Raw genomic sequence first — 16,385 nt, 5'->3', positions numbered from 1 at the left:
TGTCATTTGCGCTCACACCATCCGTGGCCAACCGGCAACGACCATGGGCCGATACAGTTCAAGCAGGGCTTCGATACAGCCACCTCCGGCCCAGGACCAGCCCTTTGGATGCCGAACGACCTTGCGTGTTCCGATGTCTAGCAAGTACCTGAGATAGGAATCGCCCTGTTTCGTAACCCGATCTAGCCCGTCCGTTCCGGCGGTGGAATTCCGCTTAGGCCTCAGGCCAAGCCAGGCCACGAACTCCCGCGCGGAGCGCAAGATGGTCGCGTCCGGCACGGTCGCGGCGAGAGCCGGGGCCGTTATGAGACCAATCCCGAGAATCGGATCGATCAAGCGCCGTGAGCGAGAACGTCAGAAGTAGGTGAATGGAATTGGCGAGTAAGCGCTCCAACTACTAGACATGATAGTAACTCACGGACCAGTGCGGAGGCTAATTTCGCAAGGACGCTTCGCGGCCGTTCAGAAAGTAGAGGAGCTTTCAACATGCTCACAGCAGCTGAAATTGCCAACGCAAAAACTCGCGTCAACTATCAAGATGACAATTTTCTCCACGAGGATGATGATAGCGTCCGGATTGCCTATCAATGGCTGGACGCGCAAATAACAAGAAAGAAGAAGTTGAGAGCGGGACACCCTTTAAAGGAGATCATTGAAATTTGGGGCGGTAGGTTCGTTGCATCGTCTGATGTACGCGTTGCAGCCGAATTGCACCCACGAATTCGAGGGATGTACCCGCAGCTCAACATTAGCTCTCGCTTAACGCTTCCTTCATGCCGTCGTCTGTTGGGTATTGCTGGGGCCAGAACGCAAGACTACTCGCTTACTGCTAACCACATCATCCAAACGTATGCTCGAATCGAAGGACCATAAATCAGCCGTTTGCCTGCAGACCCGCACCTAAAAACCTATTGTAGCTCGAAACAGGCTTTGCCTCAAAAAAAGCTCCGACCATAACTCCAGGGCGCATCGAGGGGCCGTTCAGGGATCTCCTCGAAGGCAAAAGCCTGCTGTTCGTCATCGATACTCGCCCAGCCGAGCTTTTCCGATCGTCGGTCGAACCGGGCGCGGTCAAAGGCCTTTAGGATCTGCGTCAGCCGCGCGATGCTCGCATCGGCGTTGCGGGCCTTGAGATCGTCGATCTCGCTCTCCAGCGCATCGCAGGTGCCGCTTTTTTGGCCATGGCAAGCACCATGGCCTTTAGCATCTCTACGTCATTCGGGAGGTCGAGATCGGGCGGGAGCATTGCCCCGACCAGCGCACATTTTGCTCCGGTTCTCTCGTCCTTTCAGGCGTTGATTTCCTTCGTCGCAGCGCTTACCGGCGGCGTGACCGCACAGCCCGGACCCGCTTCCCATCCATCCCGTCCACCAGGGCCATCAACTGCGCGGATTCATCTGTATCCGATGATGCCCGATTCCGCGGCCAGCAGAACTTCGCTTTTTCAAGGCGTTTCAAATAGAGGCACACGCCAGAGCTATGCCACCATACGATCTTGATTCGGTCAGCCCTTTTCGCCCGGAACACATAAAGCGCCCCGCCGAACGGATCTGAGCCGGCATCGCGCAGTAGCGCAACAACGCCAGCGATACCCTTGCGGAAGTCAACTGGATGGCTGGCCAGGAACACCTTCACGCCGGAGGGGATCATGCCGAACGGACCGCCCGGATCACCCGCTGCAGCTGCGCCTCGTCGACGTCACGCCGGCGCGCGCGATCACCTCGCCAATGGAGGCAATCTCGATCACTGCCTCTGACATGCACGCCACCGCGACTTCGCGACTCGAAGGTAGGTTCGTTCGCCCGAGCATCGCGACGCCAGACGAAGAGCTGCGAGGGGTGAGTGCCGATCTGATGGGCGATCCCCCGATACACTCGCGCCAGGCTCCTGCGCCTCTGCCACAACTTGCCATGAACTCGTCCGACCAGCGTCGGCGAAGCTGTCGCGGCGCCCCCTCAAGACGCTCGGCGACAGCTTTAATCATATGGAACGCGGACGATTACATGAAACCGGAGGCGTTCTTTGCTCTGCAAAATGCCAGGCCGGTACGACACGGTCTTTGGTAAAGCGCTGAATCGCAGCGCGGACCGAAACGTCGAGAAGGGTGGCCGGCAAGCTGGCTGGTTTAGCATAGCGTTTGCTCCTGTAGCCCAGCACTCGGATCGGTCAGTCATGTGGCCGGCCCTGTGCGGGGTCTCACGCCAGGACCGATTTGTCGCGTAATTGACGCATGTAGGCGAAGGCGACGAGTCGGATATTGTAGGCATAAGCGCGCTTGAACTGGTAGCGCTGAAAGTTGCAACTCATTCTCGTCGCAATTCTCGTCGGATGGTTGTGGGCATCTCGCTTCCTCCGCGATCTCTAGGCCAGTGACGCTGCTTTTGTTCTTCGGGTGTCGGGCGGCACGCGTTGAAAATGGGCTCTCTATTGCAAAGCTCAACACCAACAGGTCTCTGAAGTCATGCCTTCATACCGCACGCTGCATGTAGTCTCTTGGCGATGGTGGCACCGGAGAATTGGGATTAGTGCAGAAAACAGCGTCTGCGCCGTTAGCATTGCGTGACATGCGCGCACCCGCGTCGGCAGGCGCTCAAGGCCAACGCTAGCATGAATCAAATGGGCTAGATACGGCCGAAAGTCGCCCACACCCCGTCTTCGCCGTCCCAGCTGCCGCGGCTCGCCGCCTTGGAGTACTCCGTGGCGCGCTGCTCGAAGAAATTGGCGTGCTCGACGCCATTGAGAATCTCGACGAGCCACGGCAGCGGATGCGCCTTGAGCTGGGTGAACCCGCCCTCCTTCGCCTCGAAGAAGCCGAAGACCGGGGCAATCCGGAGTAGGGCCCGACCCGACCACAGCCCCTCTCGTCGAGCAAGCCGGGAAAGCCATCTGGCGCGACCGATTAATCGACATCGGATCGTCATCGGCAATGGCGCCATCACGGTAACATTCGCAGATGCGGCAATACGGGGGGTCAATATTGCAGGCCGAATGACACTCATTCGCTTAGCCACTCTTCACGGACGACAAGGTACGGTGATTTACGGCGGCTAAAACGCCTGAGCCGGCGAGCCACGCATCACCAGCAATCGGGGTGCGCAAGTACCTCGCCCATGAGGCACTCTGGTTCGACGATAGTCACTTCCGAGCCGCTCTGCTCGCTTTTGATTCCTTCGCAGGCCCGCTCGTTGATATGCACTCGCGTTCTACGCGATCTACAGTGCGGTCGAGCACGTCGATGGCTGACCAGAGCGGCTCATCGAGAGATCATTCTTTGTCGCTTGGCCAGCGATGAGCTCCCTTTCCTTTTCGGCCGCGTCAATGGCCGCCTTCATGGCAAGGAACGATGGAAGGCGGACTGGAGCATGACGCGAACGCGCAATGGAGTTTCGTGGCGCAGGATGGCTAATGTTCGCGGCAGCGTTGCCTCGACAAGGTGCTGGGCGGAGGCCGACGGTGTTCGCCTACGAACGGCGGCCACAATGAAGCAAGCTTGCCGGACGTTACCATAGGCCACGACAGGATGGATCGCGACCGATTGCTCGCTTCAGATTGGTCCATATACCTGGAGTAGGTCCAGGCTGGCCGGATAGCCACTCCGGAAAACCGCGGCCCGCTCTTCGTACTGTGTGGGGAAGTAAAGCCGGCCTTGTCCGCGGCCCCGGCGCGGCTTTAAAGGCAGACCGGCGTGTCCTTGGCCGCACGCGCAGCAAGAAGCGCCAAGCCACCTCAACCTAGTGGAAGTAGGACTTCCTCTCTGGCCTTTCTCGCCGCATGCTAGATTCTGATCTGCAGCATGGGACGGCCTCTCTTCAGCTCCACCGCTCCTGACCATGCTCCATCTTTGCTCGCGTACTCGGTTTTGAACTGACCATCCACGTCGAGCACATATCCGGAAGCTGGCAGTACACGAGTTGGGTGCGACCAGTCTGTTCCTTTCGAGCGAAAAGTTTGAGCGCAGGCCCCGCCAGAGCCAGATCGCCTGAGCCGCGCCGGCAGGATATTACGCGAATTGATGACGTGACGCGAGCACATCTAGCCTTCAAGAATTGAGCGCGCGATCAAGACATCCACTACCGCTTTCGCTGACTGCTCTAGGTTCTGCTCCATGGTCCTGAGATGAATATCCGGTGTTTCTGGTGCTTCGTAGCACGCGTCGAGGCCGGTGAAGTTCTTGATGTTGCCTGATTTCGCCTTTGAGTACAGCCCTTTCGGGTCTCGCCGCGCGCATTCCTCGATCGGCGTATCGACAAATACTTCTATGAACTCTTCGTTACCAACGAGGATGCGCACCCTGTCCCGTTCCGCTCTCGTGGGCGAGATCAACGAGCAGATCACGATCAAGCCGCTGTCCACCATCAACTTGGCAACTTCACCGACACGCCGAATGTTCTCCACGCGGTCCGCCTCCGAGAAGCCCAGATCGGCGGTTAATCCGTGTCGGAGGTTGTCGCCATCCAGCAGCATTGTATGCCGCGACATCGCAAACAGCTTTTGATCAACCAGATTCGCAATCGCCGACTTTCCCGCGCCAGACAGGCCGGTGAACCAAATGACGCAAGGCTTCTGATTCTTGAGTGCGGCACGCTCCTTCCTATCCACGGATAGGGCTTGTCTAGAAATATTGGCGGTCTGCCGTAGCGGAACGGCAATCATGCCTGCCCCCGCCGTACGATTGGTGTAACGATCGATGAAGATGAATGATCCGGTCTTCCGATTGACGTCATAAGCATCGAATACTGCGGGCATTGTGGTCGCAACATTACAGAAGGCGATCTCGTTCAACGAAACCATCCCGGCGGCCAGATGCTCACAAGTGTTGACGTCGATCCGATGCCGAATTTCGGTAATGCTGCCGGAAATCGTCTGCGATCCGATCCGCAGGATGTAATTGCGTCCGGGAGTGAGCGGCTCCTCGTCCATCCAAATCACATAAGCAGCGAATTGGTCGGCGACCTTTGGTTGATCGTCCGGTCGGGACAAAATGTCGCCACGGCCGATATCAATTTCGTCTTCCAGCGTAATGGTCACCGCATCCCCGGCTTTGGCGCCGACAAGGTCGCCACCGTGGGTCACGATCCGCTTGACGCGCGTGGTCCGTCCCGACGTGGCGACAATGATCTCATCCCCCGCCGAGATCGTCCCGGAAGCCACCGTCCCGGCATAGCCCCGAAAATCCGGATTTGGCCGGTTCACCCATTGTACCGTAAAGCGGAAGGCCTGGCTTGCGGTGCCGGACTGGATGTCAATGCTCTCCAAATATTCAAGCAGGCAGGGACCACGATACCAGTTGGCACGCGCGGAGCGGTCTACGACGTTATCGCCGTAGCGGGCCGAGATCGGGATGGGAACGATCGAGGTGAAGCCGAGACCGGCGGCAAAGGCCATATAGTCGCGCGCGATCCGATCGAAGCACTCCTTGTCGTATGCGACAAGATCGATCTTGTTCACTGCCAGCACGATATGACGAATACCGAGCAGCGCACAGATAAAGGAGTGGCGGCGCGTCTGAACCATCACGCCTTTGCGGGCATCGATCAGGATAATGGCGAGCTGAGCCTGCGACGCACCGGTAGCCATATTGCGGGTATACTGCTCATGGCCGGGAGTGTCGGCCACCATGAAGGAGCGCCGCGGCGTAGTGAAGAAACGGTAGGCAACATCGATTGTGATGCCCTGCTCCCGTTCGGCCTCGAGGCCGTCCACAAGCAGCGCGAAGTCGATGTTATCCCCGGTGCTACCGTACTTGATGCTGTCGCGTTCCAGCGCCGTGATCTGATCGTGGTAGATCATCTTGCTGTCGTGCAGTAATCGGCCGATCAGCGTCGATTTGCCGTCGTCCACCGAGCCACATGTGATGAATCGCAGCTGATCCTTCGTCCGGACCGGAACCGGTTCCGTTGTCTGCTTTGTAAACATCAAAAGTAGCCTTCTCGCTTCTTCTTCTCCATTGAAGCGGCTTCATCGGTGTCAATTAGGCGCCCCTGGCGCTCAGACATAGTCGCGGTCTGCATTTCTGCGACGATACCTTCGATCGTCGTCGCATCGGATTCGATAGCCCCGCTCAAGGGATAACATCCAAGGGTGCGAAAGCGGATCATCCGCATTTCCGGCGTCTCATCGCAGTTAAGCGGCAATCGCTCGTCGTCAACCATGATCATCGCACCATTTCGATGCACTGTCGGTCTTCGTTTTGCGAAGTAGAGCGGAACGACCGGAATTTTCTCGATCATGATGTATTCCCACACATCGAGCTCGGTCCAGTTTGACATCGCAAACACGCGCATAGTTTCGCCCTGGCGAATCCGTGTGTTGAACAGGCTCCAGAGCTCCGGCCGTTGGTTACGGGGGTCCCATACATGTCCAGCCGAACGGAAGGAGAGTATCCGTTCTTTTGCGCGACTCCTTTCCTCATCGCGCCGGGCTCCGCCAAAGGCGGCATCGAATCCGTGGAGGTCGAGCGCCTGTTTCAGCGCGTCCGTTTTCATGACCTGGGTATGGAGGGCGGAGCCGGAATCGATCGGATTGATCCCACGCGCGCTGCCGTCCTTGTTGACATGGACAATCAGGTCGAGACCGAGCCGCCTGGCTGTCGCGTCTCGGAAGCTGATCATCTCGCGGAACTTCCAGGTCGTATCGACGTGAAGCAGGGGGAAAGGTAGTTTTGCCGGGTAGAACGCCTTGATCGCAAGGTGTAGCAAAACGCTTGAATCTTTTCCGATCGAGTAAAGCATGACGGGCCTTTTGAACTCGGCGACCACATCACGCATGATTTCAATCGATTCAGCTTCGAGAAGGTGCAGATGTTTTGGCAGCATATATCTTGTTTTCGGTGCAGGATCTCTGTTCTTCGCCGCTCTATGGCGCCAGCCCAGAGGGGGGAATATCCGTGGCAGAAATGGCCGGCCAAGGCGCATGGCTCGTCAATGAGGTCAAGCTCCGTTCGACAGCACACTTCGACGCGGCAGCATATCGCATTCTGCCGCTCGCACTGCCGGCGCGTGCGGCACACCTGATCGGGAGATCAGCGTGCCGGTTAAGGATCTTGGCTAAATCAACCAGCGTTGCTTGACCACAAGCATTCAGAATCCTTAGGAGCTCCCGACGATCCGCTCAAGCCGCGCGACCTCGCCTCGCAACATCTCGATAGCCACGTCCCGATTCTCCGAAACGTTCCAACTAGTGTGGGCCGACTCTCCAGCATGAGATAAGCCGGACAGCCCTCCCGCCTTGGCACTTCGCAAATCCCACCATGTTCGGAATATCCGACGATAAAGTTCGGTTACTTCCCGTCCCCTGTCCAGAACTCCGGCTTTCTGGGCATGCAGCAGTTCCTGCTCATATCCAAGTTCTACGAAAAGCTCGGCACCGACCAGATCGGTCACGGTTTGCATCTCTTCGACGCTCAATTGAGATTGCCACGATTTGACAGAGCTTTCGTCGATGGTGTTTCGTTCCAGGATTTTTCGGTCTCCAAAGCTGCTGGACTGAAGATAATCTGCTCGTCCCATGCTCACCGATGCCACGCCTCCTGGATCACAGCCGAGCGCTGTCAGTAGACGCTGGATTTCCTCGTCCGGGTGCGCCACGAGCAGTTCGTATTGCACCAAATGAGTCTGCGGGCGAATACGTTGCGCGGCGAGTCTAGGAAGACCCAAAACCAAATCGGCCAGTGAAGATATTATGCCATCGGGCAGTCGAAGCATGAGGTCAGCGAGACTGGATACGCTGACCGGCTGCGCGCTTTCTGCCCGCAGTGGGATGCCCCACGTCGATTTCAGTGAAGCGGCGATCGCGTAAGGATTGCGCATCAGAAGGATGTGTAGCGCTTCCGGATAGACGGATTCAACAAATTCAAGTGTCGTCCAATAGCGTGGTGTCTTATCTATGATGATGCGCTTGCCCGCTTTTGCCAGATATTGATCGTATGCTGCATCTGCAAAAGCGCGGCTGACGATCGTGCGATCTATCCGTCCCAAGAATTCGGAGGTGGCGGCCTCAATTAGAGAGCTGCCGGCCGGATGACGCCGATCCACCTTGCCAATTGCTTCAAGCGCCAGCATTAACCAGGGTTCAGGCGGAGCCGCAATGTCTGGATGGAGCTGCAGCAAATGTGCAAGGAGTGTGGTCCCGGATCGTGGAAGACCAAGGAGAAAACACACCTCAGGTGAACGACCAACAAGTCCGCTCATCATTCAGACACTCGTGCTTGGCAAGCGCCATCTGTCGACGCTAGCTCGATTGGGCGAAACAATCCGGCCGCCGGATCACATGAGGGCAACCGCTTGCGTACAAGGAAAGGACAAGAATTTTGTCTGCCACTCATGGCTTGAGACCCGTTCAGTCCGATCAGCCGGGATCACAGAACGATAACTGAAATCTCTTCCCCGATTGCTCGATCGATAAAACGAAATCAAGCAACAGCTCAATTGCACGAAGATTGACCGCGAATATGGCAAGGTTGAAAAGAACTATACGGACGTTTACCAAGACCGCGCGCGGCACATGGAAGGTTGCTACGTATAGAAGATGGGTGCGCTGGGGCATTGAATAGGTAACTGCGACATGCACCTTGCTGAAGCTCGGCAGACACAAACAATTTCGGAATATGAGCGGAGCGCTGCAAAGAAGCAGACCATATCGCGGACATCACAGCAGAAATCTTCTCAGCGCGGGAGCGATCCAGACGCTACTTCCAGTGAGCGCCGCCGTTGGTCGGTCAACACACTGGATCGGCCCTTCATGTGAGAGATCCATGACGGCGCCATCAGCAAGGCAATGTCTTCACTGCCGATCGGTCACACCCGTTGAGACCACGTCTAAGATAGTCCGTCAATAATGAGAGATGCTGGAGCTCCCACCGCGACAGTGAAACACCATCCAAACACTCTCTCAGCGCGGATCCGTAAAGCTAAATTTCCGACAAAATTTCTATGGGTACTGAGGGCGGCCCAGCGAGCCGCCCTATCGCGCCAGTACCAGCGCTGCTCAAAACTACCGCTGATGTCCGAGTCCGATTCCAAGATGCAAGGCCTTCTGGCGGAGCGCACCGACGCTGCGTTTGGTCATCTTTGCTATTTTTATGACCGGGGTTCGGGCCTTCGAATGGACTTTGAGCTCCTTGATATCTGCCCTCGTCCATTCGCGCCGCGTAACGCGTTTCTTGGTTGCTTTCTTCACGATGAATGCTCCTTTTGAGAGGAGCGGCTTGTAGCATAGTTTTCACGGCACGACGACCGCAAAAAGCAGACGATATATAAGAGTGGCGTCAGGTATAACTTGGTCATGCGTTCCAAACGCGAGACGTCTGGGCTAGTACAGCTGTGGAACTGCAAACCTCATATACACCTCGCCCTCAGAGAACGTTCCCATCGACGCCCTTCTATTCGCAGCTAAGCAACTGACACTCTCTGGAATGAGTAAGCCAACGCGAGATCAGTTTAGCCGACCGTCTCGACCACGCTGATGTGCATGAGGAGGCCAGAAGCCTCATCCCTCAGGTTTGAATCACAATATCCCTAGCCGCGTTGAACGACTTCCTAATACCAATTGCAACGCCACTGTTTCAAGATGTGACTTCGAGATCTAGTTGAGTACATCACGATCAGCAAGGGGTTGAGCGGCTGGCGGTCACCCCGGTAGCGGTTTACGTGGGCTCAATCGCTGCCGTGGGGCGCTTTCTGCCCGCGTTCCTTCCCAGCTGCGAAGTCAAAGGCGCAGTTGCTCAGCTTTCGGCTGTTGCGCGATCTCTCGCTCAACCTACGCCTGCGTAGTTCACTGATCTAAGTGTTCGAGCCTCTCAAGATATTCCCTTCCCTCCTCGGCGAGGATCCCGCACCCGGCCTCCCGCATCAGCTTTGCGCCGAAAATTCCGAGTTGGGGCGCGTGGCCTGCGATGCGCTTCATATGAGACGGCCACTCCGGGCCGCTGCTATACAAGTAGCCAATGCTGCTTAACGACTTCGATGCTCGACCGGCCCGTGCGGTTAGCCGGTAGGTATCTTCAGTATAGACGTGAAAACTCACGCGCACGCCATTGACCCAAGAAAAAGCCTCATAACACCTATTTTGAGGTAAGCTCCAGAGGCGCGCCCCGCTTTCAAAAGAAAAGCTTACTCGCTAAGCCCAATACGCGATGCCCCCTGGTCTGGTCGCTTTAAGCAACTTTTTCGACGCATCGGCCACATCCTGCCCGAAGCTTCCGAAGAACGGTTCAGCATAAGATAGCGGCGTCGACTAGGAGTGTGAGGAGATCTCAACCGCCTTGGACAAGTACGAGATCAAACGACGTCGGTGGTAACCACGCTGTTGTACATCTTGACGAATGACGTCGCTCACGGAACGAACCGCCCGCCTCTTTCTCTTCCAATTGCCGTCCAATCCCGGCGGGATCCCAAAGCCTGTCGGGACGACCAAAAGATCGTGTCTTCGGTTCAAATAGATATCGAACATGTGGTATCTCTTGTCGCGCGAGCGTAGATCGGCCGTTCATCGGTCTGGTGACATTGAAGCAACAGTCTCCCTTAAAGTCACTGGACGATCAAATGACATTCGAAAGCTCCATCCTGATACGTCAAGACCATCACGGGCACGATGGTGCAAGATCTGAGCGTGTTCACGTCCCAACTTACGTCCGCTGAGAGGCGCGCTCGACGAGCGTCGACCTGAAACGTGCGAGAGTACATCTAATTTTACTCAGCTACTTTGCGGCTCTGCGGCGCTTACGCTACAGTTTTTGGTTCTGGCAACTAGTTGATGCAGTATAACTTTGACAAGTTCTAACGAGCACACCTTCGCCAGCTATCAGGCTCCCAAAGCAATGGCTTTACGAGCCGCCGCCTCCGGTACTAGTCGAAGTAATCCTTGGACCCGTCTTCGCGGACCGCATCGACAGTAAAGCAATCCCCCCGGCAAAGATCCACCTATGGCGCTGCCGAGCCGGGATGACCGGAAAGCGATTGTGTTCAAGGATCCTGGCCAGTTCGGGGCCCGCGTCTTTGACTAAAACGAACGTCAGGAGGGACCGAAAGGACGTTGATATCTATGTAGAGGCCGGACAACAGCAGGTCGTCATCGTCGCAAGCTGGGGAATTAGTTTTGAATGGTTCGGGCGCGACTATCACTTGCGCATTGCTTCTGGCAAATAGTCGGTCATCGCTCGAGACCGCACCAACAGAAGGCTCATCGGTCGATGCACGATCACGTTAAGCTCCCGCAACGTGTCCCCAATTGCTTCGACGTGCTCATTCAGTTCGTCGACATAGCGGTCCTCGATCCCGTGGCGGACCGGTGCGCGAGCTCACGCACCTGCTGCCGCCGACGAGAGAACGCGGATAATACCAGTCCGAGCGAAGCTCAAGATTGTTATAAAGGAATAAGTCGCAAGAGAGTTCGCGATCATGAGCCGCATGATTAGTGGCCGTACCCACCACAACTTCCTTCAATCTCGACCACTCGTCGTACGAATCTAAAGTCACGCTTACCCGTATCGGCCGTGCGTTCAGGCTTCATAGACCGACTGCCGAGTCCGATCAAGACGCGAGCGTAGGATACAGTCTCATAGGCACGCTCGCCGAATACGTTATCGCGGGCAAGCAAGCCGTCCATGCTAATGGCGATGCTATGGACTGGCGAGCACGCCGGTGAACGTCGCGGCCGTGAATAGCCTTGGTCGGTGCTGAAGATGTCGCGCTTCCGTGGAAAACTCAGGAAGTGCGAAACCCTTGCTTACTCAGGCCGTCCTTGCGGGATGCTCGAAAGGCTGATGTGGACGGATTAGCTAAGGCAGGTGGGGTTCGAAGCTCCAATACATCGGCGAATATTGTCCAATCGCGGACACTCTTTTGCTTGCAAAATTCAGCCTCCGCCTGCTGAGCAGCAGCACTCAGGGAGGCGGCATCGACCTTGAATGCTGCCTGGCACGCACGATGCTCGCCGCCGGTATCGTCACAAACGGTCTTAATAAACCGAACATTAAATGAAGGCATGCCCCTCGCTTCCCGTGGTTCGCTTATCAACTATTCTGCCATTCGCATCGCGAGTATTTGATCTGCCTCAAGTAGCCCCCCAAGAGGTCTGTCCGCCCATCCAAAGATCGATCAGATGTAACGGCGCGGCACGAGCCGCTTGCGCGCGCAGATTTCTTATATACGCCGGCGAGGGACTATGCGCGCAGGCGATCGTGCGGCAATCAGGCCAGGAACCCCGTCTTCCATCCGACGGTCCACCAGCCGCCCCCACGGTAAGCCGATCATAAGGATTGTCGCAGCCCACGTTTCGATGAGCCCAGGTCCAGGACTCCAGTGCCGAGACCTAAAGGTGGGATCAGCCCCGACAAGGCTACCGACGATGAAGGCGAACAATCGTTTGACCATCCGTGTGCACGGAGCAATGAGGAACAATGCTGCCGTAGCCCATGGAGCGTGAGTTGCGCCTCAAATCAACACGCTGGCGTGCTGCAGAGAGTGCGATGGATTCGCGCATGCCCGAGTTCGGACATGTGCACTGCCACGCGGGGGTTTGCGGCACGTTGCGGCCGCTCGAGGTCAACCACTCCCGGACGAACGAGGCTTTTGACCCGCATCAATGCTACGACGGCTGTGTCCTGATAGAGTTGATCTTCTAGTAAGGTCAGACGCATGGCAGAAAGAACGACTTGAGCCCATGATGCTCTCATGTCCAAGCACCAGCCATCACTTTTTAGGACTCCTTTCGGGCGCAGCCGAGCCGCGGGTTGATGACCTACACATGATAAGTTGCGCCGCTTGCGATGGCGTCTACTTTATCGACCTGCGGACAGGCCCGATTATGGGCTCCGAGCAACGCTACGTCCCTCCTATTGGTGTCAACCGAATCCAGCGTCTTCGCGCTCTCGCTGGAGCACGTGCTACGCGCGCGAGAGCGCGGCTGAAGTCGCCCGCACTCCACGGGATGACGCCGCAGAACACGGAGCTATCTCACCAACAAGGGACCTGACATGACAGAAACCCGGGCCATTTACCCCGCCACAAGCCAGATTGCTGGAGCTGCAGACCAGTTTAGTTCGTGCAGAACAGTTACAAATAGCAACAGCCGAGGCCTTGAGCTGCCCCAGATCCATTCGACGGAGCTCAGGCCTTGTTTCCCGGCGAAAATCCAAATATTCGCGAGCGGACAGTGTTCCGGACCAACGATGCCACCGACTGCCCTCTGCCGCGGCTCACGCCATCAAGACCGCGCGCCGTCCGGTCGAATCGCGCAGAGCCTGCTCGCGCGGACGCCAAGCGATGTTCGTAATGTTCACAAGGTTGTCTGAATTTGTCAGCTCGCAGCGATGAACTTTGTTCAGGATCAAATGGCGATTTGATCTGGGAGCGGCTCGAAATCATGCCGCCCTTCGATCAGGATCTGGAGATTGCCGTGATCGAGGGGAATTCAATTCACCGGGTGGTCTTTCCCTGCCGCCGGGCGTTCGGCGGATGGATCAACGCGAATACCGGAGAGCACGTCGCCGTGCAGCCGACGCATTGGCGTATCTGGCTCGGATAGCGACGGCGATCCTGCACAATAGATTGGTGTGAGTTGAAGCAGGAATTGGCTTCGGCGCCCTCTCGTCGGGCACTATGTGGGGTCCATCGAATGAGAGCGCCTGACGGGGAAACATGTGCGAGCGGACCGATGAGAAGCCCCTTGCGGTGACGTCCGGCATCACCCCTCTCATTGTTGTCGCAACCGTTCCCACTCTTCTTATGAGCGACACCACGGCGTAGATTTTGTCTCTCAGACCAAGCGATCGCTTAGCACGGCATAAGGAGCTACGATAAACGTATCGATGTGTGTTCATATTCTCGGCCAATGCTCTCGCCTTGGTGAACCGTCGGCTATTCTCTTTTGGCCAAGTAACGCGAGCCGTCAGCGTCGTTTCTCCGGGTGCACATCCGTTCCAACCATCAACTGGGGCCAAGCACTTTTTGTTGGCCCCAAGTCTTGCCGCGAGATTATGGAGCGCGGTATTGACCACAAGCGAGTAGCTTGGTCGAGAACAGACCGAGCGCCGGATCAATGATTTTGCGGGGACGATGCAGCGCGCAGTTCGCGGGCGGCAGCGACCATGTTGGTTATCGCAGGCCGCACCTCCTCCCATTTGCGCGTTTTTAAGCCGCAGTCCGGATTGACCCAGAGCTGTGATTCTTGCAAACGCGTCCGAGCCAGCACCATCAGCTCCTTCATTTCGCTCACCTCGGGAACGCGTGGAGAGTGGATGTCGTACACGCCAGGTCCGATTTGATTTGGGTATTCGTACTTGCTGAATGCGCCCAGTAGTTCCATTTTCGATCGCGACGTCTCGATCGAAATGACATCCGCATCCATTGCAGCGATCGCACCGATGATGTCGTTGAACTCGGAGTAGCACATATGTGTATGGATTTGCGTCTGATCGGTAACGCCTGATGAGCAGATGCGGAAGCACTCTCCGGCCCAATCGAGATAGGCCTTCCACTCCGATCGGCGCAAGGGCAATCCTTCGCGAAGTGCAGCTTCGTCGATCTGTATCATGCCCGCACCGGCATTCTCGAGGTCGCGCACTTCGTCGCGGATCGCAAGCGCAAGCTGACGGCAGACCTCGCTCCTAGGAATATCATCGCGAACAAACGACCAGTTCAGGATCGTCACCGGTCCGGTCAACATCGCCTTCATTGGCTTGCTAGTTAGTGATTGCGCGTAACGCCACCAGTCCACAGTGATCGGCTTCGACCGCACTACATCGCCAAACAGGATCGGGGGCCGGACGCAGCGCGAACCATAAGACTGTACCCATCCCTTCCTGGTAAATAGGAAGCCGGCGAGTTGCTCGCCAAAGTACTGCACCATGTCATTGCGCTCAAACTCGCCGTGCACGAGGACGTCAAGACCGATGTCCTCCTGCCAACGTACGGCGCGGGCTATCTCCTCCTTGATGAACCTATCGTATTGCTCGTCGCTCAGCGCGCCTCGCGCATGCGCCGCCCGAGCATTTCTGACTTCTGTGGTCTGAGGAAACGATCCGATCGTGGTGGTGGGAAAAGCTGGTAGTCCAAAGCGTGCCCTTTGGATCTCGGAACGACGTGCAAACGGACTTGCGCGCCGGCGCATCGTCTGGTCGATTGCGCTCATCCGGGCAGCGACATTGGCATCATGGATCTTCGGCGAAGTCCGGCGGGCAGTCGCAGCGCATTCCGAATCGGCAAGAGCGAGCCCGACATTTTGGTCGCCAGCGAGTGCTCGCGCCAGGATCGCAAGCTCACGCATCTTCTGAACAGAGAAAGCAAGCCAGCTCTTGACGTCGGACGTGAGCCCGGTCTCGAGTTCAACATCGACCGGCACATGAAGCAGCGAGCAGGATGGAGCGAGCTGTACACGGTGCTTGCCGAGCTTCGCAATCGCGGGCTCCAACCGCCGACGGAGCGACGACAGGTTCGATCGCCACACATTCCGGCCGTCGATGACACCGAGCGACGTGACGAGATCTCTTCGACCGACAGCAATGATCTGATCCAACAACTCTGGCGCTCGAACCAGGTCAACGTGCAGACCCGAGACTGGGAGCCTCAAGGCGGTATCCAAATTGTCGCCTAGGCCGCCGAAATAGCTGGCAACCATGATCTTGATAGCCGGTCCCTCTTTTGCGAAACGGTTATAAGCATGTAGCAGTGCTTTTGGTACCGCTTCGTTCAGATCAAGGACCAGGCAGGGCTCGTCAAACTGAACCCAACTTGCCCCTCGTTCGGCCAATTCATGCAGAACCTCAATATAGATCGGCATCAAATCATCTAGTAGGGATAGGGGCTGGAACGCGCCATCGGCACTCTTGCCGAGTTTTAGGAATGTGACGGGCCCGATCAGGACAGGGCGGGTCTGAAAGCCGAGAGCCTTTGCTTCCTCATACTCTTCGATGGGTTTGCGAGAGCAAAGTCTGAACGCCTGTCCCTTGTAAAACTCGGGAACCATGTAGTGGTAGTTGGTATCAAACCACTTAGTCATTTCCTGCGCGGGTGCGCCAGACCCCCGCTGGCGGAGACCGCAACTCGTATCCTGGTCGTCGCATTGTGATCCGCGAGCCATGGCGAAGTACGTCTTGAGGGAAACGTAGTCTCCTTTCGAGGCGTAGATCTCCGGGATAGCACCAACCATGACACTTGTATCGAGCACCTGATCATACAGCGAGAAGTCATTCGACGGAATGATCGTGACGCCGAGAGATTTCTGACGAGCCCAGTTCGCTGCGCGCAGCCCGGATGCGTCCTCGAGCAATTGCTGTTCGCTGATCTTTCCCGCCCAGTAGCTTTCGAGAGCGAATTTGAGCTCACGCCTTGGACCGATGCGTGGCGTCCCGAGCGTAGCAACCGGAAGAGAGAGAAGAGACATAGTGT

The 16,385-nt window shown here is 56.8% G+C and carries 11 protein-coding genes and 1 pseudogene; 2 read left to right on the top strand and 10 right to left on the bottom strand.

Translation table 11 applies throughout. The features are described 5' to 3' along the window. Positions 1–12: 12 nt before the first annotated feature. Positions 13–336, bottom strand: a complete 324-nt coding sequence (locus tag DCG74_RS37760) for an IS110 family transposase (protein WP_246709126.1) — start codon at positions 334–336, stop codon at positions 13–15. 150 nt (positions 337–486) lie between these two features. Here DCG74_RS37760 and DCG74_RS37755 point away from each other — a divergent pair, with 150 nt between their 5' ends. After that, entirely contained in the window at positions 487–873 is a 387-nt protein-coding gene (locus tag DCG74_RS37755; protein ID WP_172789668.1) for a hypothetical protein, read from the top strand. A gap of 113 nt (positions 874–986) precedes the next feature. Here DCG74_RS37755 and DCG74_RS37750 read toward each other — a convergent pair. The 8 genes and pseudogenes from DCG74_RS37750 to DCG74_RS37715 form a co-directional block, all read right to left on the bottom strand. After that, positions 987–1,246, bottom strand: a pseudogene (locus tag DCG74_RS37750) (IS66 family transposase); the annotation flags it as partial. Positions 1,247–1,317: 71 nt separating this feature from the next. Then, on the bottom strand, positions 1,318–1,650 hold the full coding sequence (gene tnpB, locus DCG74_RS37745) for an IS66 family insertion sequence element accessory protein TnpB (RefSeq protein WP_172789669.1): 333 nt from the start codon (positions 1,648–1,650) through the stop codon (positions 1,318–1,320). A 971-nt stretch (positions 1,651–2,621) separates the two neighbouring features. Next, positions 2,622–2,927, bottom strand: a complete 306-nt coding sequence (locus tag DCG74_RS37740) for a hypothetical protein (protein ID WP_257187516.1) — start codon at positions 2,925–2,927, stop codon at positions 2,622–2,624. 1,105 nt (positions 2,928–4,032) lie between these two features. After that, complete coding sequence (gene cysN, locus DCG74_RS37735) at positions 4,033–5,916, bottom strand: sulfate adenylyltransferase subunit CysN (protein WP_172789403.1); 1,884 nt, start codon at positions 5,914–5,916, stop codon at positions 4,033–4,035. Continuing rightward, positions 5,916–6,914, bottom strand: a complete 999-nt coding sequence (gene cysD / locus DCG74_RS37730) for a sulfate adenylyltransferase subunit CysD (protein ID WP_373569505.1) — start codon at positions 6,912–6,914, stop codon at positions 5,916–5,918. Before cysD ends, cysN begins: the two co-directional genes overlap by 1 nt. Before the next feature lie 174 nt (positions 6,915–7,088). Continuing rightward, a complete protein-coding gene (locus DCG74_RS37725) occupies positions 7,089–8,192 on the bottom strand; it encodes a sulfotransferase (RefSeq protein WP_274069628.1) in 1,104 nt (367 codons plus the stop codon). A 799-nt stretch (positions 8,193–8,991) separates the two neighbouring features. After that, entirely contained in the window at positions 8,992–9,177 is a 186-nt protein-coding gene (locus DCG74_RS37720; RefSeq protein ID WP_172789405.1) for a hypothetical protein, read from the bottom strand. A 2,525-nt stretch (positions 9,178–11,702) separates the two neighbouring features. Further along, entirely contained in the window at positions 11,703–11,984 is a 282-nt protein-coding gene (locus DCG74_RS37715; RefSeq protein ID WP_246709089.1) for a hypothetical protein, read from the bottom strand. Between the two features lie 1,378 nt (positions 11,985–13,362). Between DCG74_RS37715 and DCG74_RS37710 the strand changes: the two genes are divergently transcribed. Further along, complete coding sequence (locus tag DCG74_RS37710; RefSeq protein ID WP_246709090.1) at positions 13,363–13,524, top strand: hypothetical protein; 162 nt, start codon at positions 13,363–13,365, stop codon at positions 13,522–13,524. 510 nt (positions 13,525–14,034) lie between these two features. Here the strand turns inward: DCG74_RS37710 and metE are convergent. Then, positions 14,035–16,380 (bottom strand): 5-methyltetrahydropteroyltriglutamate--homocysteine S-methyltransferase, encoded by a 2,346-nt coding sequence (metE, locus tag DCG74_RS37705; protein WP_172789414.1) that lies wholly within the window; start codon positions 16,378–16,380, stop codon positions 14,035–14,037. Positions 16,381–16,385: the final 5 nt, after the last annotated feature.

Source organism: Bradyrhizobium sp. WBAH42 (genome assembly GCF_024585265.1).
Lineage (GTDB): Bacteria > Pseudomonadota > Alphaproteobacteria > Rhizobiales > Xanthobacteraceae > Bradyrhizobium.
This window is presented reverse-complemented; position numbering and strand designations above follow the sequence as displayed.

Coding starts and splice junctions, on each gene's coding strand:
- DCG74_RS37755 (WP_172789668.1), top strand. CDS start 487: ATGCTCACAGCAGCTGAAATTGCCAACGCAAAAACTCGCGTCAACTAT.
- tnpB (WP_172789669.1), bottom strand. CDS start 1,650: ATGATCCCCTCCGGCGTGAAGGTGTTCCTGGCCAGCCATCCAGTTGAC.
- cysN (WP_172789403.1), bottom strand. CDS start 5,916: ATGTTTACAAAGCAGACAACGGAACCGGTTCCGGTCCGGACGAAGGAT.
- cysD (WP_373569505.1), bottom strand. CDS start 6,914: ATGCGCCTTGGCCGGCCATTTCTGCCACGGATATTCCCCCCTCTGGGC.
- DCG74_RS37725 (WP_274069628.1), bottom strand. CDS start 8,192: ATGATGAGCGGACTTGTTGGTCGTTCACCTGAGGTGTGTTTTCTCCTT.
- DCG74_RS37715 (WP_246709089.1), bottom strand. CDS start 11,984: ATGCCTTCATTTAATGTTCGGTTTATTAAGACCGTTTGTGACGATACC.
- DCG74_RS37710 (WP_246709090.1), top strand. CDS start 13,363: ATGCCGCCCTTCGATCAGGATCTGGAGATTGCCGTGATCGAGGGGAAT.
- metE (WP_172789414.1), bottom strand. CDS start 16,380: ATGTCTCTTCTCTCTCTTCCGGTTGCTACGCTCGGGACGCCACGCATC.